This is a genomic window from Streptomyces sp. Y2F8-2, from assembly GCF_014905555.1.
GTDB lineage: Bacteria > Actinomycetota > Actinomycetes > Streptomycetales > Streptomycetaceae > Streptomyces > Streptomyces cynarae.
The window spans coordinates 536,830-557,019 of the sequence record NZ_BNGS01000001.1 but is presented as its reverse complement, the minus strand read 5'-3'; the positions used below and the strand labels follow the sequence as shown (position 1 = coordinate 557,019).

Genomic DNA, 20,190 nt, shown 5'->3' with positions numbered 1-20,190 from the left:
CCACATATGAAGAGTTTATGAAGTTGTGACGAACGAATGAGGCGGGCTTGACTCCGCTTTGACGGTGCCTCAAGTGCGGCTTTTGATCACCTGATGTGCGGTCATAGGGGCGGGTTGCCGCGGTCTTGCCGACTTGTCCACGAAGGTGATCACTCGTCAGGTCTGGCGCCATGACGCAGATCACATCGCGTCCGGGAACCTTTGCGGACCGATCTTGAAACCTGTGGGGGTCATGACAGAAGGTGCGGATTCCATCTGTCGTTTTTCTTTGCATGCCTTGGTGGGGTCGACGCGTATGCGCGCTCAAAGTCCACCGTTGTGGCTGGGGCGGGCACGCCCAGCGATGACGGAGTCACAACGACGGCGCCGCCGGCAAAGCCGCGCGGCGACCGTCCTTTTGTTGTCCACGGCCTTGTTGGTGAGCAGTCTCGGCACGGAGGCGTGGGCGATACCCGGCCCCGGCATGGCCCGGGAGGAGGTCAAGCTCCCCGACCTGCCGAAGTCCACGGCGATTCCGCAGGACAAGGAAGCCGAGAAGAACCTCACCACCGCGCCCGAGGTGCCCGCCGACCCCTACGTCCCGACCGCGGTCACACCATGGGCGCAGGACAGCGGTGTCGCCACCTTGCAGGCCGGCACCGCGCCCGGCAGCACGGTCCCGGTCGGCGACCTGCCGATCGCCGTCGGCGTGCCCGCGGGCACCGACCCGGCCGCGATCGACGGTGACTGGAAGGTCGACCTGGCCGCGCCGACCGCGTCCCAGGACGCGAACGTCGCCGGCATGATCATGAAGGTCACGCCGCCGGCCGACGCCGACCCGGCCGCGCAGGTCACGATCGACGTGGACACCTCCGGCTTCAAGGACCTGTACGGCCAGCGAGCAGCCGAGCGCTTCGGGCTGGTCCTGCTGCCCAACTGCGTCATGGACGCGCCCGACGCCGGTGACTGCGCCATCGACAGCGGTGTGACCACCATGTCGGGCAAGAACGACAAGCAGCCTCAGCGGCTGCGCAGTTCGATCAAGGTGGTCCCCGCAGCCAAGGCGCCCACCCGGACCAGGGCCGCGAAGAAGACCGGCACGCGCACCATCCTCACCGGCTCAGTGCCGGTGTCGAACCTGCTCGGCGGCAACGCGGGCACCGTCAAGTCCAGTGCCCGGACGGCGTCGTACCGCAGCGGTGACGTGCTCCCGGCGGTGGACGCCTCCGGTCCGCAGGTCATCGGCGCGATGGACACGGGCGCCTCGGCCTCCGGCGACTTCACCGCCACCCCGGTGCTGTCCTCGGGGTCCTGGTCGGCCGGATCCTCCTCCGGCGCGTTCACGTACTCCTACGACGTGCAGGTGCCGCAGACCGCCGGCGGCCCGATGCCGAAGATCTCGCTGGGCTACTCCTCGCAGTCGGTCGACGGCCGCACCTCCGCCACCAACAACCAGGCCTCCTGGATCGGTGACGGCTGGGACTACAACCCGGGCTCGATCACCCGGACCTACGTCAACTGCCGTCAGGACTCCAAGAAGTCCGGCTCGAACAACGCCACGCACCGCACCGCGGACCTGTGCTGGGGTTCGATGAACGCCACGCTGTCGCTGGGCGGCATGACCACCGAACTGGTCTGGGACAAGGACCAGGGCAAGTGGTTCACCGCCAACGGTGACGGCTCGAAGATCGAGCGGCTCACCGACTCCGGCAACGGCAACGGCGCCCGCAACGGCGAGTACTGGGTCGTCACCACCAGGGACGGCACCCGCTACTACTTCGGCCTGAACAAGCTGCCCGGCTGGTCCGACGGCCAGTCGACCACCGACTCGGTGCTGACCGTGCCGGTGTACGGCAACCACGAGGGCGAGGACTGCTACAAGGCCGGCGACTGGGTCGGCTCCGCCTGCACGCAGGGCTGGCGCTGGAACCTCGACTACGTCGAGGACATCCACGGCAACGCCATGTCCCTGTGGTGGAAGAAGGCGCAGAACTACTACGCCCGCAACTTCAACTTCAAGGCGCCGGTCGTCTACGACCGTGACGGCTGGCTCGACCACATCGACTACGGCCAGCGCAAGGACACCCTGTTCTCCGCGACCGCCCCGGCCCGCGTGACCTTCAAGGTGGACGAGCGCTGCCTGCCCGAAGACACGCTGACCTGCTCGGACGCCAACTTCGAGGACAAGGACCCGGGCAAGTACCGCATCTGGTACGACACCCCGGCCGACCTGAACTGCAAGCAGGTCACCTCCACCTACACACGCAAGTGCTGGAACGCGGGTCCGTCGTTCTGGAGCCGCAAGCGTCTGGTGCAGATCCAGACCTCCGCGCAGCGCCGCACCGACACCACCGCACGCCAGGTGGTGGACCAGTACAACCTCAAGCACAGCTTCCCCGTCCTGAAGACCGGCCCGAACACCGCGCTGTGGCTGGAGTCGATCCAGCGCACCGGCTTCGGCCGCAACGGCACCACGGACCGCAGCGTCACCATGAACGCGGTGCGCTTCGAGTCCAACGCCGAGGACATGCCCAACCGGGTGATGCGCCCGGGCGACGCGCGCCCCGGCTTCTCCCGGCTGCGTGTCGCCCGCGTCATCAACGAGTACGGCGGCGAGACCGTCGTCACCTACAAGAAGCCCGAGGGCGACTGCGCGACCGGCACCAACCTGCCCGGCAAGAGCGACACCGCGGCGCTGAAGTCCAACACGCGCCTGTGCTACCCGGCGTTCTGGAACCCCGACCCCGAGGTCGAGGACATCGACTGGTTCCACAAGTACGTCGTGGACTCCATCGAGGAACTCCCCAACGTCGACGGCGCGTTCGCCACGAAGACCGCCTACCAGTACAAGAACCCGGGCTGGAAGCTCGCCGACGCCGAGTTCACCAAGAAGTCCACGCGCACCTACTCCCAGTTCGCGGGTTTCGAGCAGACCACGGTGATCACCGGAGCCGACGACGCGTCCATCGGCTCCAAGCGGTCCAAGGCCGTCACCCGGTTCTTCCGCGGCATGGGCGACACCGTGTCGGTGAAGGACATCGAGGGCAACGAGATCGCCAAGGACCGCGAGCCGTTCGCGGGCCGGATCGCCGAAGAACTCGACTACGACAATGCCGACGACCCCGACACGGCGTGGGTCTCCCGCTCCGTCACCGTCCCGGAGGCCACCGAGCTGGCCCACCGCGACCGTGACGACGGCCTGGACCCGCTGCGCGCCTGGCGCGTGACCGAGCCGGACGAGATCGCGTACACCAAGTCCTCCACCACGAACACCGACGACAACCGGCCCCTGCGGATCGTCAAGACGCACACCACCTACGAGTCGACCTACGGTCTGCCCGTACTGGTGGAGTCCCTCGGCGACACCGGCCGTTCCGGCGACGAGTCGTGCACCAAGTCGGAGTACGTCCACAACACCGCCAAGAACCTGATCGGTCTGACCCGGCAGGTCCTGGTCTCCCCGACCACCTGCGCGGCGGCGGACTTCAGCGACCTCAGCACGCTCAGCAGCGGCCTGCGCACCGCCTACGACGGGCAGGGCTACGGCGCCGCGCTCGACGACACCACCAAGGGCGAGGCGTCCGAGACCTGGTCCGTCAACGGGGCCGGCACCGGCTGGCAGTCCGACGGCACCACCGAGTTCGACGCCGTCGGCCGTGTCACCCGCACCACGGACCAGGACCACAAGACCTCGGGCCTGATCACCTACGAGCCGTCCACCGGCCAGGTCTTCAAGGTGACCGAGACCAACGCGGTCGGCCACTCCGAGACCCGGGAGATCGAGCCGGGCCGGGGCACCACCACGAAGACGACCGACGCCAACGGCCACGTCACGCAGGCCGAATTCGACCCGCTGGGCCGCCTCGAGAAGGCATGGGCCGCCGACCGCGCCCCCTCCGACACGGCCGTGCCGGACTTCCGGGCCGTCTACACGGTCCCCACGTACGATCCGGCCAACCCCGACCGCAAGCCGGCGTACGTCACCACCTACACCCGCGGCTACAACGACCGCGTCGAGACCTCCGTCACCCTCTACGACGGGCTCGGGCGGGAGCGGCAGCAGCAGGAGCAGGCGGACGGCGGCGGCTGGCTGATCACCGACACGCTGTACAACAGCTCCGGTGAGGTCTGGCAGACCAACAACGCCTACCTGACCTACGAGGCCACGCCGGGCGAGCTGTTCACCCCGGACGCCGACACGCAGGTCCCCAACATCACGCGCTACACCTACGACGGTTCCGGCCGCGTGCTGCAGGAGACCCCGGTCCTCAAGGTCGCGGACCCGCAGACCGGCACGGTCAGCTCGCGGGAGGTCCCCGAGCGGGCCACCAAGTACCAGTACGGCCTGGACTGGTCGAAGGTCGACAACCCGACCGGCGCCTCCGACTACCGCGTCTTCACCGACGCCCTCGGCCGCACCTCCCGGGTCGACACCTTCAACCCGGACGCGCCCGGCGGCTTCACGTCGATGAAGTACGACTACGACGCCCTCGGCCGGCTGGCGAAGGCGACCAACTCCGCCGACACCGCCCACCCGTGGACGTGGACGTACGACCACCGCGGCCGCACCGAGACCGCTACCGACCCGGACACGGGCACCACGCGGACGACGTACGACAACCACGACCGCGTTCTCACCACGACGAACGCCCGTAACATCACCATCTGGAACGGCTACGACCAGCTGTCGCGGCCGACCGAGCAGCGCCTGAACGACTCGGGCGGCACCCTCCTGGCGCAGTTCGGTTATGACACGGCGCCCGGTGGCAAGGGCATGCCGGCCACCGCCACCCGCTACACCGACGGTGAGGCGTACACGCAGAAGGTCGACGGCTACACCAAGGACTACCAGCCGACCTCGACCACGCTGAACCTGCCGCTCACGGTGGCCTCCGCCTGGGGCCTGGACCAGTCGTACACGTACTCCTACAAGTACAGCGACAACGGCATGCTGGAGGAGTCCACGCTGCCGAAGATCGGCAAGCTCGCCTCCGAGAAGCTGGTCGTCCGCTACAACAAGGACGGCAAGCCGCTCTCCATCTCCGGCAAGGACTGGTACGGCTCCGAGACGGTCTACGACCCCTACGGCCAGGTGCTGCGCTCCACGCTCGGCGCCCAGCCCTACCGGGTGTGGACGCAGAACACCTACGACGAGTCCAGTGGTGAGCTGAAGGACCAGCAGGTCTACCGGGAGAAGGGCGCCACCAACGGCGGCGACACCTCCCTGCTCCCCGGCAACCTCGTCTCGAAGCGGTCGTACACCTACGACCCGGCCGGCAACGTCACCTCCGTCTCGGAGTCGGCCACCGGCATCGAGGAGCGGCAGTGCTTCGCGTACAACCCGCTGGGTGAGCTGAAGACGGCGTGGACGGCGAAGGACCTGACCTCCAAGCCCGAGACCGCCTGCGCCGGCCCGAAGAACGCCGACGGCTCGCTGAACGTGGCGGCCGGGAAGGACAACTCCGGCTACTGGCAGGAGTACGAGTACGACCTGCTCGGCAACCGCACCAAGCTGACCGAGAAGGACCTCACCGGCACCACCGCCAAGGACGCCACGACCACCTACGCCTACGGCAAGGCCGACGGCACCCAGCCGCACACGCTGACCAAGGTGTCGAAGACCTACACCACGCCGGCCGGCGCGCAGGTCAAGGCCGAGGCGGAGCGGCTGTACGAGCTCACCGGCGAGACCAAGACGATCACGTCCGTCCAGAACGGTGACAAGCAGTCGCTGAGCTGGACCTACGACGGCAAGATCGACCGCATCACCGGTCAGGGCACCGCCGGCAGGACCCCGTACGTGGGCCTCGCCGACAAGTGCCTGGACCTCAAGGGCGGTGCGGCGGTCGCGGGTACGGCGATCCAGCTGTACCAGTGCAACGCCTCGATCGCGCAGAACTGGCGCTTCAGCCCCACCCCGGGCGGGACCAACCCCGACCAGGGCACGCTGAACGTCTACGACAAGTGGTGCGTCCAGCCCGCCGGCAACACCGCCGGGTCGGCCGTCCAGTTGCAGAAGTGCGACGGCTCGGCCGGTCAGGAGCTCAAGCGCAACGCCTCCGGCCAGCTGACCCACGTGGCCTCGGGCCTGTGCCTGGCGGTCCAGGGCGCCAACTCGGCGAACTCGACCCCGGTCGTGCTCGCCACCTGCGACGGCACGAAGGCCGAGCAGCTGTGGGCGCCGCAGAACGACACCCGTTACATCTACGGCCCCGGCGGCGAGCAGCTGCTGACCATCAAGGGCAAGCAGGCCACGCTCAGCCTGGGCGAGGCCGAGGTCACCGTCCAGAAGGGCGGCGTCCTGGTCCACACCCAGCGCACCTACGACGCCCCCGGCGGCGCGGTCATGCGCTACGCCAACGGCACCGGGAGTGAGCGCCTGGTCGCGATCACCGGTGACCACCAGGGCAGCCCGTACGCCGAGGTCGCCCTCGACGGCGGGATGTCGGTCCGCATCCGCAAGCAGGACCCGTTCGGCAACCAGCGCGGCACCGACACCATCGGGGTCAGCCGGCAGGCGCACACCGGGTTCCTCGGTGCCACCGACGACAACGCCTCGGGCTTCGTCGGGCTGGGCGCGCGGCTGTACGACCCGGTGGTGGGCCGTTTCCTGTCCGCCGACCCCCTGCTGGACCTGAACGACGTCCTGCAGTCCAACGGGTACGCCTACGCGCACAACAACCCGGTGACGTACGCCGACCCGACGGGCGAGTCCATCGCCCTGACCGCCTCCGAGCGGGCCGCGGCCCTCGCGGGCGCGGGTCTGTCCGCGGCGCAGGTCGCGCAGGCGCAGGCGATGCAGGGCAAGTCCCTCACCTCGGTGATCCTCGCCGTGGCGTGGGAGACGCTGAAGGACTTCATCGGCATCAACGACGCCATCGCCTGCTTCGGCGGCGACATGTGGTCCTGCATGGGCATCGTGCTCGACGCCATCCCGTGGGGGAAGCTCGGCAAGATCCCGGCGGTGATGAAGGCCGTCAAGCGCACCATCAAGGCGGTCGAGTCCTTCCGCGCGGCCAAGAAGGCGGCGGAGCTGGTCCTGAAGGCGGCGAAGGCGGCCGAGAGGGCGGCGCTACGGGCGAAGAAGCTGGCGATCGAGCGAGCGAAGAAGCTCGCGGCGCAACGGGCGAGGAAGAAGGCGGCGGAAGAAGCCAAACGCACCGCCGACAAGGCCCTCGACCTCGCCAAGAAAACCGGCAACCCACGCCAGAAGCACGCCGCGGCCGAGGCGGCCCCGAAGGTCTCCTCGCACTCCCACGGAGGCGGCGGCAAGGGCGGCGGCGACTCCCATCCGGGCGGCAAGTCCGGCGGCTCCGCCAAGAGCAAGGGAGGATCCAGCGGCAGCGGCGGCTCGGGCAAGGCCGAGGGCGGCGGTCCCGGGTGTAACAGCTTCACGCCGGGCACGAAGGTCCTCATGGCCGACGGCTCGACCAAGCGGATCGAGAAGGTCAAGACCGGTGACAAGGTCGTCGCCACGGACCCGAAGACCGGCGAGACCCGGATCGAGACGGTCACGGCCGAGATCACGGGCCGGGGCCTGAAGCACCTGGTCAAGGTCACGATCGACGTCGACGGCAAGAAGGGCACCAAGACGGCCGAGGTCACCGCGACCGATGCCCACCCCTTCTGGGTCCCGGAGCTGCACGCGTGGATCAAGGCCACCAACCTGAAGTCCGGCGAGTGGCTGCAGACCAGTGCGGGAACGTACGTCCAGGTCACCGCGGTGGAGCGCTGGACGGCGCTCGGATCGACCGTCCACAACCTCACCGTCGGTGATGTCCACACGTACTACGTGCTGGCCGGCGGGACGTCGCTGCTCGTCCACAACGACTCGTGTCCGACGGGCGACGAGGGAACGGCCCTGGTTCACGCGCACACCGCTGACGGCACCAACGTTCACTTCACCGTCGAGGTGATGGACGCGCAGGGAGACATCACGCACTCCGAGTTGATGCCGAACGTGGGGCACACCGAGACGCCGATCAGGAACTACAACGGCGGGACCGGTACGATGACGTTCTCCTTCCGTCTTCCGAACGCCGACGCCGCGCGGTCCTTCCAGGCGAGCAGGATCGGAACGGAGCAGGGGCCGTACGACTTCCTGACCAACAGTTGTCTGACGCATGTCTGCGATGTCCTGCGGGCGGGAGGTGTGACGGACATACCCGAGACCGGAACTCGCATGGCGGTGTGGGCCAAGAGAGGCCTGCCCTCCGCCTTCCGCGAGGACTGACAGTCTGAGTCGGGCTCCCCGTGCGGCCGCTGTGCCGTGCGGGAGCCCGACTGTTTTCTACCTGCATGCGCGCGATCAAAGAGGCGGCACCACGGTGAGTCTGAGAAACTCGGAATATTACGAGGCTCTGATCAGGATGGCGAGCAGCGACCGCCTCGGCTGGGACACGGTCGCCCTCGCCGGCCGGGGCATCACGGCGTATGCCGCGGCGCAACGGTGGATGATCACTGAAGGGAAGGTCTCGGTCGATCCGCTGCGCCTCGCCGACCTCGTCATCGAATTCGGGATGACTGTGGAACAGCTTCCGGACCTGTGGGAGCGGTACGCGCAGGGCTCGATCCCGGATTCGCAGTTCCAGGCGTCCCTCGAGGCCATTGTCGAGCAGCTGGAATCCTGGCCCGATCCGCAGAGTTCGTGACCGAACCGTAGGGGTGCCGGGCGCTTGTTCCGGGCTCCAACGCAGACGGCCCAGCCCGAACCAGGAGGTTCGGGCTGGGCCGTCGACGTTGGCAATCGGTCAGCGACGCTCGGGCGACCGGACCCAGCAGGGCCATGCCCTGGTGGAGGATCTTCGCCGTGACCTCGCACAGGAACAGGCGGTTCTGGGCCGGGGTATCCACCTTGAGGACCGGGCACTTGTCGTCTGCCTCCCCAGGCGGCATGGCAGACCAACTCGGCGGTACCCACTCCGAGCCGGTCAACAAGGGCTCGGCTCGGGAGCCTCCGGGTTCTCGTCGAACAGATCCTCCGCCCGTTCGACCGTACCGGCCCGGTCGAGCCAATCGTCGAGGCGGGCAAGGTCGGTGCAGGTGGTGATGCGTTCGCGTACGGCGTCGGAGACCGGGAGCCCACGCACTTCCAGGACGCGCAGAACGCCCTTGGCCTGGCCCTTGGCCGCGCCGTCCAGGTAGGCCTCCTCGAAGACCGTGCCCCTGCCCGGGAAGTAGGTGACGACCATCTTCTCCAGCTCCCTCCACGTCTCACGGGTCGGAGTGTCCTCCAGGCCGATTTCCACGAGTTCCGACCAGTACTTGGCCGTGGCTTTGTCGAACGACCGCATTCCGCGGGCCAGCAGTTCCAGTATGGGCGCGATGTCCTCGCTTTCGCTGTGCACGATGACACTGAGCGTCGCCAGCGCCGGCTGCCGCGCCACCTCCGACTCGTCGGTGATCCGCGCGATGGTGTCCGGTCCGAGGACGAAGGGACGGGTGACCTGGGTCTTCCAGGGGCCGACTCGGCACTCGAACGGCCCGGCCGCCCACGTCGCGGTGGAGCGGTTGCGACAGACGGCGACCAGCAGCACCAGCAGTTCGAACTTGGCGTACAGGTAGCTCACGTAATAGACCCGTTGGTCCCCTTGTCGGGAGCCCGTCTTGTCTGGGCCTCGATGGCGAGCAGAAAGCCGTCACCGTCGGACGGCTCGACCTTCAGCACCGTGTCCACACGGCGCTCCAACGGTTTGATCTCCGTCGCGTCGGGGGTGATCGCTTCGATGTCCGCCTTCAAGGGCGGCGGCAGTCCCAGTGCCTTGAAGACTGGAGCGAGGACTTCCGGATGGTCCTGGAAGATCCGGTGGGAGGTCTCATGGGTGGCGGTGACCATACGCACAGCCTTGGCGAAGCGCAGACACGGCTGCCGGGCGATGGAGGAGCGTTCACTCTTTCGAGGAACGGAAAAACGGTCAGGCGACCGTGATCAGTTACCGCACGGCCTTGCCCCGCTCGCTTCTCCAGCCCCCCTGACTCACCTGCGTGCGTCCCTCGTGTGGGCGACCGCCCCGTGCGCCCCCGCTCACCGTCGTGTCGCGCCACCTAGGGTCCCGGCCATGACCGATAGCGACTTCACCCGGCGGCGTGCGCTCAGGCTGGGCGGTGCCGCCGTGGGTGCCGTCCTGGGACTGGGGACCGGCGCCTGCTCGTCCTCCCACCGGCACGCGCCGGACGCCCACGAGGCACCCGGCGCGCAGCTGTGCGTGCTCAACCCGAGCGTCACGCAAGGGCCGTACCACCTGGCCGACGCGCCCTTCCGCAGGGACATCACCGAGGGCAAGGAAGGGGTCCCGCTCACCGTACGGCTCACCGTGCGCGACGAGCCCCATGTCTGCGCCCTCCTGAAGGACGCGGCCGTCGAGATCTGGCAGTGCGACGCCTGGGGCTACCACTCCGGCTTCCCCGCCGTCCGCCCGGGCGGCACGGCACCCGCCGAGAGCCACGTCAGCGGCATCGCCCCCACGACGTACCTGCGCGGCTTCCAGACCACCGGCGCCGACGGCGTCGTCGAGTTCGTGACGATCTTCCCCGGCTGGTACACGGGGCGCGCCCCGCACCTCAACGTCAAGGTGCACACCGGAGGCAAGAAGACCGCCGGCACCTACAAGGGCGGCAGGGTCAACTGGACCGGGCAGCTCTTCTTCCCCGACGGCGACGCCGACGCGGTGTACGCGAAGGCCCCGTACACCCAGCACACGGGCACCCGTACCCGGCTCGCGCACGACCCGGTCTACCGTGGTGGCGGCGCCAGGGACGGGCTGATGACGGTCACCGGGGACGCCGAGACGGGCTTCGTCGCGACGCTGACCGTCGGCGTCGACCCGACCCGGGAGAACACCGCAGAGGGCGGCGCGCCCACCTCCCCCCTTCCGGGCAGCGCGTCGGCCGACGGCACGCCACCGCCGGACAGTGCGGCGAGCGCGTCCCGTACGCCCACCTCCGACCTCACTCCGCGGAGCCCTGGCCCAAGCGCTCCAGCCGTACCGCGCACACCTTGAACTCGGGCATGCGCGAGGTGGGGTCGAGGGCGGGGTTGGTCAGCGTGTTGGCGCGGCCCTCGCCCGGCCAGTGGAACGGCATGAACACGGTGTCGGGCCGGATGGCACGGCTGATCCGCGCGGGCGCGACGGCCCGTCCCCGCCGCGACACCACCGCGACCGCGTCCCCCTCCGCCGCGCCGAGCCGCTCCGCCAGCCGTGGGTGCATCTCCACGAACGGCCCGGGCGCGGCGGCGTTCAGCTCCGCGACACGCCGGGTCTGCGCCCCCGACTGGTACTGCGCCACCACGCGGCCGGTGGTCAGCAGCACCGGGTACGCGTCGTCGGGTTCCTCGGCGACCGCCCGGTAGGAGACGGCGGCGAACCGGGCCCGTCCGTCCTCGGTGGCGAAACGGTCGAGGAAGAGGCGGGGGGTGCCGGGGTGGACGCCGGGCGCCCGTTCGCCCGAGGGGTCCGCCGGGTCGTCGGGGAGCACGTCGAGGGAGGCGTCCTCGCCTTTCTGCGAGTCGGCGGCCGGCACCGGGCACGGCCAGAACACCCCGTTCTCCTCCGCCAGCCTGCGGTAGGTGATCCCGGAGTAGTCCGCCGGACCGCCCGCGCTGGCTCGGCGCAGTTCCTCGAAGACCTCCTCCGGGTCCGTGGGAAAGCCTTTCTCCACGCCCAGGCGGGCGGCGAGTTCGTGCATGACCTCCAGGTCGCTGCGCACCCCGGGCGGCGGGGTCAGCGCGCGGCGGCGCAGCAGGACCCGGCCCTCCAGGTTGGTCGTCGTGCCCGTCTCCTCCGCCCACTGCGTGACCGGCAGCACCACGTCCGCCAGCTCCGCCGTCTCCGACAGGACCACGTCGCAGACGGCGAGGAAGTCCAGCGAGCGCAGCCGGTCCTCGATGTGCGCGGCGCGGGGTGCCGACACCACCGGGTTGGAGCCCATCAGCAGCAGCGTGCGGATGTCCGTGCCGAGGGCGTCGAGGAGTTCGTAGGCACTGCGGCCCGGGCCCGGCAGCGAGTCCGGGTCCACGCCCCACACCTCCGCCACGTGCCGGCGTGCCGCCGGGTCGGTCAGCTTGCGGTAGCCAGGCAGCTGGTCGGCCTTCTGGCCGTGCTCCCGGCCGCCCTGCCCGTTGCCCTGCCCGGTCAGACATCCGTAGCCGGACAGGGGGCGACCGGCGCGCCCGGTGGCCAGGCACAGGTTGATCCACGCGCTCACCGTGTCCGTGCCCTTGGACTGCTGCTCGGGCCCGCGCGCGGTCAGCACCATCGCGTTCTCCGGCGCACAGAACAGCCGTACGGCCTCCCGGAGCTGCGGAACGGACACCCCCGTGATCCGCTCCACGTACTCCGGCCAGTGCGCCATCGCCGCCGCCCGCGCCTCCTCCCAGCCGCTGGTGCGCTCCCGGATGTACGCCTCGTCCGTGCGCCCCTCGGCGACCACCAGGTGCAGCAGGCCGAGCGCCAGCGCGAGGTCCGTGCCCGGGCGCGGCGCCAGGTGCAGATCCGCCTGCTCGGCCGTCCGCGTCCGCCGCGGGTCGACGACGATCAGCGTGCCGCCGTTCTCCTTGAGCTCCGTCAGATACCGCAGCGCCGGTGGCATCGTCTCGGCGAGGTTGGAGCCGACGAGGATCACACACCCGGTCTTCGGGATGTCCTCCAGCGGGAACGGCAGCCCCCGGTCGAGCCCGAACGCCTTCGTCCCCGCGGCCGCCGCGGACGACATGCAGAACCGCCCGTTGTAGTCGATCTGCGAGGTGCCGAGCACCACTCGCGCGAACTTCCCGAGCGTGTACGCCTTCTCGTTCGTCAGCCCGCCCCCGCCGAACACGCCGAGCGCGTCCGGCCCGTGCTCCGCCCGCGCGCGCGAGAACGCCCCGGCGATACGGTCCAGCGCCTCCTCCCAGGTGGCAGGCCTGAGCTCGCCCCCGGACCGGACCAGCGGCGACGTCAGCCGCACCCGTGACGACAGCACCTCGGGCGCCGTACGGCCCTTGCCGCACAGCGCGCCCCGGTTCACCGGGAAGTCGGCACGCTCGGCCACCTCGACGCCCCCCTCGGGCGTGGGATTGAGGTTCATCCCGCACTGCAGGGCGCAGTACGGGCAGTGTGTGGGCGTCGAGGTGGTCTGCATGCCGCTCAGCGTGCGTCGGCCGTGTTACGCGGCGGGGCGCTGCCGGTTACACGGCCGGGACCAGGACCTCCCCGCCGGCCCCGGGGCGGCGTGAGGTCCGCGGCCCCGGGTTCATTGCCGGTTCAGCGAGCGGGTGACGCCCGCCGCGATCGTCGTCGCCAGCACCCAGCCGGTGGCGATCAGCAGGTACGACAGCCACTGGTACCAGCCGCGCGGCGCGTACGCCCCCTGCTGGCCGAAGTCGACGATCGGCAGCAGCAGGTCCAGGGTGTAGACGAACGGATTGAAGCCGGGCGCCTCGGACGGCTTCAGCGCGGGCGGACGGTGCAGTGCGAAGGCGAGCGTACCGGTGCACAACAGCACCAGCAGCCAGCCCGCGGCCCGCATCGGGCGGAAGCCGTAGCCCACGGCGGCATCCTGCACATGGAGTCCTCGTCCTCGCCCTCCCGGAAGTCCACGCCCTCGCCGAGCGGGAAGGCCTTCCGTGATCTCCACGCTCAGTCCCGTGCCCCCGCCAGCGCCTTCGTGACCCCCTGCTCCTTCGGCCCGAGGAACGTCGGGTCCGGGCGGAACAGCGCGTCCAGGGCCGCCTTGCCCGCCGCGAAGACCTCCCGGGTGCCGCCGTAGTACCAGGTCACGTCGTGCTTGTCCGCCACCCCGACGCCGTACGACGTCACGCCCGCCGCCTGGCACAGGGCGACCGCGCGGCGGATGTGGAAGCCCTGGCTGACCAGGACGGCCCGGTCGACACCGAAGATCTTCTTCGCCCGGACGCAGGAGTCCCAGGTGTCGAAGCCGGCGTAGTCGGTCACGACCCGCTCGCGCGGCACGCCGTGCCGCGCCAGGTACGCGCGCATCGCGTCCGGCTCGTCGTAGTCCTTGCGGCTGTTGTCCCCGGTGACCAGGACGACCTTGATCCGGCTCGCCCGGTACAGGGCCGCCGCCGCGTCCAGGCGATGGGCCAGGTACGGCGACGGCTCGCCGCCCCACAGGCCCGCGCCGAAGACGACGGCGACCTCGGTGCGCGGCACGTCCGCGGTGGTGCGCAGCCGGCCGGCCGTGGTCAGGTACAACCAGGTGGCCGGCAGCAGCGCCAGCACGCACAGCGCGGCCAGGACCTGAACGGCCCTGCGCTGTCCGGCGCGCGTGCGCGGCAGCCTCGGTCTGTGGATCTTCATGCCCGGCATGCCAAGAGGGACGCGGCGAACGGCCATCCGGTTCGCGCCCGCCTCGCGACACCCCTCACACCTTCCGCGCCCGCGCCGTGAAGCGCCGGAAAACAACCCGGTCACGGCCGCGCAACGGCGCGGCAACCTGCTGCCGCCAGGATCGGTGCATGACGGCGTCGAACCTTCCACCCGACGAGTCCCCCCTGCGCCCCGGCGGCCGGCCGTCCGGTGGCGCCCACCTCGACAGTACGGCGCAGCTCATGAACAGGATCACCAGCCAGCTCGGCAGTCAGCTCAGCCTCGTCTCGCTCGACGGCAGCCGGCGTCCCGCCCCGCCCGCGCTCGTCCTCGTGGCGCACGGCAGCCGCGACCCGCGTGCCCTGGAGACGGTGCGGACCCTCATGGAACGGGTCCGTGAGCTGCGCCCGCACCTGCCGGTGCGCCTCGGGCACATCGAGCTGAACGAGCCGCTGCTGCCCGACACCCTCGCCTCCCTCGGCGACGCTCACGCCGTCCTCGTACCGCTGCTGCTCAGCCGCGGCTACCACGTCAAGCAGGACATCCCCGAGGCGGCGGCAGCGGCGCGCGCCCACACGCGCGTGGCGGCCCCGCTCGGCCCGCACCCGCTCCTCGTGGAGACCCTGTACGCCCGGCTGGTCGAGGCCGGCTGGCCGGCCGGCATGAGCGGCGCCCTGCGCCGCACCAGCGCGGTGGTGCTGGCCGCCGCAGGCTCCCGCGACCCCGAATCCGCCGTCGACACCCGCCGCACCGCCCAGCTCCTCGCCGAACGCCTCGGTGTCCCCGTCGTCCCCGCCTACGCCTCCGCCGCAGCGCCCACCGTGCCCCAGGCGGTCCGTGCGCTGGCCGCCCGCGGCCGCCACCGGGTCGCCGTCGCCTCGTACTTCACCGCCCCCGGCCGCTTCCACACGGAGTGCGCCGAGGCCGCCCCGTGGATCGCGGCCGCCCCTCTCGGCGCCCACGCGGCGATGGCCCGCCTGGTCCTGCACCGCTACGACCAGACTCTCGCGACCCCGGAGGCGGCCACGGAACCCGCCCTGGCATCGGCCTGAGCACGCCTGACGGTCCGGCGAGAAACGGACGACGACATCCCGATCGTCCGTGGCTGCGATTACTGTCAGGTCATGGACGGGATCGCACCGAAGGCCCACGAGACCCCCACACGCTGCGAGAACGGCTCGGCGTACGACGCCTCGGACACCGAGCGCTGGGCCGCGGAGCCCGACAAACGCCCCGGCCGCACCGCCTTCCAGCGCGACCGCGCCCGCGTGCTGCACTCGGCCGCGCTGCGCCGTCTGGCGGGCAAGACCCAGGTCGTCACCCCCGGCACCAGGAGTGAAGCCTGGGACGCCAGCCCCCGCACCCGGCTCACCCACTCGCTGGAATGCGCCCAGGTCGGCCGCGAGCTCGGCGCCGCCCTCGGCTGCGACCCGGACCTGGTGGAGGCCGCCTGCCTCTCCCACGACCTCGGCCACCCGCCCTTCGGGCACAACGGCGAACAGGCGCTGAACGAGTTCGCTCACGACTGCGGCGGCTTCGAGGGCAACGCCCAGTCCCTGCGCCTGCTCGCCCGCATCGAGCCCAAGCGGTTCGTCCCCCATGTCTGCACCGGCGAACTCGTCAGCGTGGGCCTCAACCTCACCCGCGCCGTCCTCGACGCCGCCACCAAGTACCCCTGGCCGCGCGGCGCCCACCCCACCGACCCCACCTCCGCGAAGTTCGGCGTCTACGAGGACGACCGCCCCGTCTTCGACTGGTTCCGCAAGGGCGCCCCCAGCCACCGCACCTGCTTCGAGGCCCAGGTCATGGACTGGTCCGACGACGTGGCCTACTCCGTGCACGACTTCGAGGACGGGCTGCACGCCGGATACGTCGACCCCGGCAGCCTGCACGCCGAACCGGAGCGGCAGGCGGTCTTCGCCGTCGCCCTCGGCCGGTACGTGCCCGCGGACACCGACCCCGAGGAGCTGGCCGAAGCCCTCGACCGGCTCCTCGCCCAGCAGTGGTGGCCACGCGAATACGACGGCTCCGCCATCGCCCAGGGCCGCCTCAAGGACGCCACCAGCCAGCTCATCGGCCGCTTCTGCCTGGCGGCGGAGGGGGCCACCCGGGCGGCGTACGGAAGCGGGCGCCTGACCAGATACGCCGCCGAGCTGGTCGTGCCCCGCAGCACCCGCATGGAGTGCGCGGTCCTCAAAGCGGTCGCCGACCTGTACGTGATGCAGCGCGCCGAGCAGGAGCGGATCCGCGCCGACCAGCGCGTCGTCGTCGCCGAACTGGCCGAGGCGCTCACCGCCCGGGCGCCCGACGGACTGGACCCGCAGTTCAGGGCGCTGTTCGAGGAGGCCGCCGACGACCGCGCCCGCAAGCGGGTGATCGTCGACCAGATCGCCTCGCTCACGGACGCCTCGGCCGGCCACCTGCACGCGCGGCTGACGGGGCGCGCATGACCGGCACATGAACCGCGCATGACCCGCCATGACCCGTACATGACGGCGGCACGTGACGGCCGGTCGTGCCCTTCCGTGGCCTGATCGGGGCACTCCCTCTTCCCGCAGCCCGCTCCCGTGCGGGAGGCTCGCATGTGGCGACATCCTTACGAGGAGGCATCAAGTGGTCGACGCGGATCAGACATTCGTCATCGTCGGAGGAGGTCTCGCCGGCGCCAAGGCGGCCGAGACGCTCCGAGCGGAGGGCTTCAGCGGCCGCGTGATACTGATCTGCGACGAACGCGACCACCCGTACGAACGGCCTCCCCTGTCCAAGGGCTACCTGCTCGGCAAGGAGGAGCGCGACAGCGTCTTCGTCCACGAGCCCTCCTGGTACGCGCGCAACGACGTCGAGCTGCACCTCGGCCAGAGCGTCGACGCCATCGACCGCGCCGCCAAGACGGTCCGCTTCGGCGACGACGGCACGCTCGTCCACTACGACAAGCTGCTCCTCGTGACCGGCGCCGAGCCCCGCCGCCTGGACATCCCCGGCACGGACCTCGCGGGCGTCCACCACCTGCGCCGGCTCTCCCATGCCGAGCGCCTCAAGGGCGTCCTCACCGCCCTCGGCCGGGACAACGGCCACATCGTGATCGCGGGCGCCGGCTGGATCGGCCTGGAGGTCGCGGCCGCCGCCCGCGAGTACGGCGCGGAGGTCACCGTCATCCAGTCCGCGCCGACCCCGCTGCACCACGTCCTCGGCCCCGAGCTGGGCGAGCTGTTCGCGGAGCTGCACCGCGACCACGGGGTCCGCTTCCACTTCGGGGTGCGGCTCACCGAGATCATCGGCCAGGACGGCATGGTGCTGGCCGCCCGCACCGACGACGGCGAGGAGCACCCCGCGCACGACGTGCTCGCCGCGATCGGCGCGGCCCCCAGGGTCGCTCTCGCGGAGGCGGCCGGGCTGGAGCTGGCCGACCCCGCGCAGGGAGGCGGTATCGCGGTGGACGCCGCTCTGCGCACCTCCGACCCCGACATCTACGCGGCCGGTGACGTGGCGTCCTTCCACCATCCCCTCTTCGGCACCCGGCTGCGCGTCGAGCACTGGGCGAACGCCCTGAACGGCGGCCCGGCCGCCGCCCGCGCGATGCTCGGGCACGAGGTGACGTACGACCGGGTGCCGTACTTCTTCTCCGACCAGTACGACGTGGGGATGGAGTACTCGGGGTGGGCGCCGCCCGGGACGTACGACGAGGTGGTCATCCGGGGTGACGCCGGCAAGCGGCACTTCATCGCCTTCTGGCTCAAGGAGGGCAGGGTGCTGGCCGGGATGAACGTGAACGTGTGGGATGTCACGGACCGCATCCAGAAGCTGATCCGGGAGCGCACGGTGGTGGACCCCGAGGCGTTGTCGGACCCGGGGGTGCCGTTGGAGAGCCTGACCTCGTGAGCGGACGGGAAGCCGTTCCTGTCACACCACCCCCGTAGAATCTCCTCGTGGCAGGACGGATCAACGACGAGGACGTGAAGGCGGTACGGGACGCGGTCCCGATCGACGCCGTCGTGTCCGAGTACCTCCAGCTGCGCAACGCCGGCGGGGGAAACCTGAAGGGGCTGTGCCCCTTCCACGACGAGAAGTCGCCGTCCTTCCAGGTCAGCCCAAGCAAGGGGCTGTTCCACTGCTTCGGCTGCCAGGAGGGCGGCGACACCATCACATTCGTGATGAAGGTCGACCACCTCTCGTTCTCGGAGGCGGTCGAGCGCCTGGCCGCCCGCGCGGGCATCACGCTGCGGTACGAGGAGGGCGGGTACAACCCCACCCACCAGCGCGGGGAACGCATCCGCCTGGTGGAGGCCCACCAGCTGGCCGCCCAGTGGTACGCCGAGCAGCTCGACGCGAGCCCGGAGGCCGAGGCGGGGCGCAAGTTCCTGGCCGAGCGCGGCTTCGACCAGGCCGCCGCCGTCCACTTCGGCGTCGGCTACAGCCCGCAGGGCTGGGACCACCTCACCCGCTATCTGCGCGGCAAGGGCTTCAGCGACAAGGAACTGATCCTCTCCGGCCTGTCCCAGGAGGGCCGCCGGGGCCCCATCGACCGCTTTCGCGGCCGGCTGATGTGGCCCATCCGGGACATCGGCGGCGATGTGGTCGGCTTCGGCGCCCGCAAGCTCTACGAGGCGGACACCGGCCCGAAGTACCTGAACACCCCCGAAACGGCGATCTACCGGAAGTCCCAGGTCCTGTACGGCATCGACCTGGCGAAGAAGGACATCGCGAAGACCAGCCGGGCCGTGGTCGTCGAGGGCTACACGGACGTCATGGCCTGCCACCTCGCGGGCGTCACCACGGCCATCGCGACCTGCGGCACGGCCTTCGGCGGCGAGCACATCAAGATCCTGCGGCGGCTGCTGATGGACAACGGCAGCGCGCGCGTCATCTTCACCTTCGACGGCGACGCGGCCGGCCAGAAGGCGGCCCTGAGGGCCTTCGAGGACGACCAGAAGTTCGCCGCCGAGACGTACATCGCGATCGCGCCGGACGGCATGGACCCCTGCGACCTGCGGCTCGCCAAGGGCGACGAGGCGGTCGCGGACCTGGCGGAGCCGCGTACGCCGCTCTTCGAGTTCGCGCTGCGCCAGATCGTCGGCCGCTACGACCTGGAGACCCCGGCGGGCCGCGCGGCCGCGCTGGACGAGGCGGCGCCGGTCGTGGCCCGCATCAAGAACAGCGGCGCGCAGCACGAGGTGGCGGTCCAGCTCGCGGGCATGCTCGGCATCCTGGACACGCAGTTCGTGGTCAAGCGGGTGGCGCAGCTGGCCCGTTGGGCGCGCGACCGGGGCGGCAGGGGCCCGGCGCCGACGGGTCCGCGCCCGGCGGAGCGCTACGCGGCGGCGCCCCGCCCGGCCGTCTCCGGCCCGGCGCTCACCCTTCGCAACCCGGTCTACGCGACCGAGCGCGAGCTGCTGAAACTCGCCCTCCAGCGGCCGGAGTTGGTGTCGCCCGCGTTCGACGCCTACGGGGTCGACGAGTTCACGGCGGCGCCGTACGCGGCCGTACGGCAGGCGATCATGGAGGCGGGGGGCGCGGAGTGGGGCGCGCAGGACCCGCAGGAGTACCTGGTCCGGGTCCGCGAGGCGGCGCCCGACGACACGGTGCGCGCGATGGTCACGGAACTGGCCGTCGAGGCGATCATGCGCAGGACGGTGGACGAGGTGTACGCGGGCACGGTCCTCGTCACGGTCCGCCGCCGCGCGGTAGAACGCCGGATCCGCGACATCCAGTCCACCCTGACCCGCCTGGGCACACACGGCGACCCGGCCCAACTGGCCGCCGTGCAGAACGAGCTGTGGGTACTGCAGCAGTACGACCAGGCGCTGCGGGAGCGGGGGGCGGCCGCGCTGTAGGCGGCGTACCGCACACCCGTGCGGCAGCGTAACCACCCGGTCACGGACCGGACTCAAAAAGTGGGCGCACAACC

General features: G+C 70.7%; 11 protein-coding genes and 2 pseudogenes. 7 read left to right on the top strand and 6 right to left on the bottom strand.

Going from position 1 to position 20,190, the window contains the following annotated elements; all coding sequences use genetic code 11:
• Window positions 1–463: 463 nt before the first annotated feature.
• Entirely contained in the window at window positions 464–8,212 is a 7,749-nt protein-coding gene (locus SY2F82_RS02520; protein ID WP_236041165.1) for a ricin-type beta-trefoil lectin domain protein, read from the top strand.
• Window positions 8,213–8,306: 94 nt separating this feature from the next.
• The gene (locus tag SY2F82_RS02515) at window positions 8,307–8,630 is read left to right on the top strand and encodes a hypothetical protein (protein ID WP_200417825.1); all 324 of its coding nucleotides are present in this window, start codon (window positions 8,307–8,309) and stop codon (window positions 8,628–8,630) included.
• A 99-nt stretch (window positions 8,631–8,729) separates the two neighbouring features.
• On the opposite strand, the pseudogene SY2F82_RS39470 reads toward SY2F82_RS02515, so the two are convergent.
• From SY2F82_RS39470 to SY2F82_RS39645, 3 genes and pseudogenes are all read right to left on the bottom strand, one after another.
• Window positions 8,730–8,853: pseudogene (locus SY2F82_RS39470) on the bottom strand (DALR anticodon-binding domain-containing protein); the annotation flags it as partial.
• Window positions 8,854–8,909: 56 nt separating this feature from the next.
• Window positions 8,910–9,548: a hypothetical protein gene (locus SY2F82_RS02510; protein WP_308437740.1), complete on the bottom strand. Its 639-nt coding sequence runs from the start codon at window positions 9,546–9,548 to the stop codon at window positions 8,910–8,912.
• A complete protein-coding gene (locus tag SY2F82_RS39645; RefSeq protein WP_308437739.1) occupies window positions 9,545–9,814 on the bottom strand; it encodes a hypothetical protein in 270 nt (89 codons plus the stop codon). The genes SY2F82_RS02510 and SY2F82_RS39645 overlap by 4 nt, the downstream gene beginning before the upstream one ends.
• Window positions 9,815–10,037: 223 nt before the next feature.
• On the opposite strand from SY2F82_RS39645, the gene SY2F82_RS02505 reads away from it, so the two are divergent.
• Window positions 10,038–10,979 carry an intradiol ring-cleavage dioxygenase gene (locus SY2F82_RS02505; protein ID WP_236041055.1) on the top strand — a complete coding sequence of 314 codons (942 nt, stop codon included), beginning with the start codon at window positions 10,038–10,040 and terminating at the stop codon, window positions 10,977–10,979.
• Here the strand turns inward: SY2F82_RS02505 and SY2F82_RS02500 are convergent.
• The 3 genes and pseudogenes from SY2F82_RS02500 to SY2F82_RS02490 form a co-directional block, all read right to left on the bottom strand.
• Window positions 10,927–13,098, bottom strand: a complete 2,172-nt coding sequence (locus tag SY2F82_RS02500) for a molybdopterin oxidoreductase family protein (RefSeq protein WP_200417245.1) — start codon at window positions 13,096–13,098, stop codon at window positions 10,927–10,929. The genes SY2F82_RS02505 and SY2F82_RS02500 overlap by 53 nt on opposite strands.
• Window positions 13,099–13,209: 111 nt before the next feature.
• Window positions 13,210–13,524: pseudogene (locus SY2F82_RS02495) on the bottom strand (membrane-associated oxidoreductase); the annotation flags it as partial.
• A 71-nt stretch (window positions 13,525–13,595) separates the two neighbouring features.
• The gene (locus SY2F82_RS02490; RefSeq protein ID WP_374707113.1) at window positions 13,596–14,276 is read right to left on the bottom strand and encodes a vancomycin high temperature exclusion protein; all 681 of its coding nucleotides are present in this window, start codon (window positions 14,274–14,276) and stop codon (window positions 13,596–13,598) included.
• 158 nt (window positions 14,277–14,434) lie between these two features.
• Between SY2F82_RS02490 and SY2F82_RS02485 the strand changes: the two genes are divergently transcribed.
• The 4 genes from SY2F82_RS02485 to dnaG all read left to right on the top strand — a co-directional run bounded on the left by SY2F82_RS02485 (window position 14,435) and on the right by dnaG (window position 20,116).
• Window positions 14,435–15,337, top strand: coding sequence for a sirohydrochlorin chelatase (locus SY2F82_RS02485; RefSeq protein ID WP_200417243.1), 903 nt, complete (start codon window positions 14,435–14,437; stop codon window positions 15,335–15,337).
• A gap of 72 nt (window positions 15,338–15,409) precedes the next feature.
• A complete protein-coding gene (locus SY2F82_RS02480; RefSeq protein ID WP_200417242.1) occupies window positions 15,410–16,735 on the top strand; it encodes a deoxyguanosinetriphosphate triphosphohydrolase in 1,326 nt (441 codons plus the stop codon).
• A 163-nt stretch (window positions 16,736–16,898) separates the two neighbouring features.
• Entirely contained in the window at window positions 16,899–18,164 is a 1,266-nt protein-coding gene (locus tag SY2F82_RS02475) for an NAD(P)/FAD-dependent oxidoreductase (RefSeq protein ID WP_200417241.1), read from the top strand.
• A 47-nt stretch (window positions 18,165–18,211) separates the two neighbouring features.
• Entirely contained in the window at window positions 18,212–20,116 is a 1,905-nt protein-coding gene (dnaG, locus tag SY2F82_RS02470) for a DNA primase (RefSeq protein WP_200417240.1), read from the top strand.
• Window positions 20,117–20,190 lie beyond the last annotated feature (74 nt).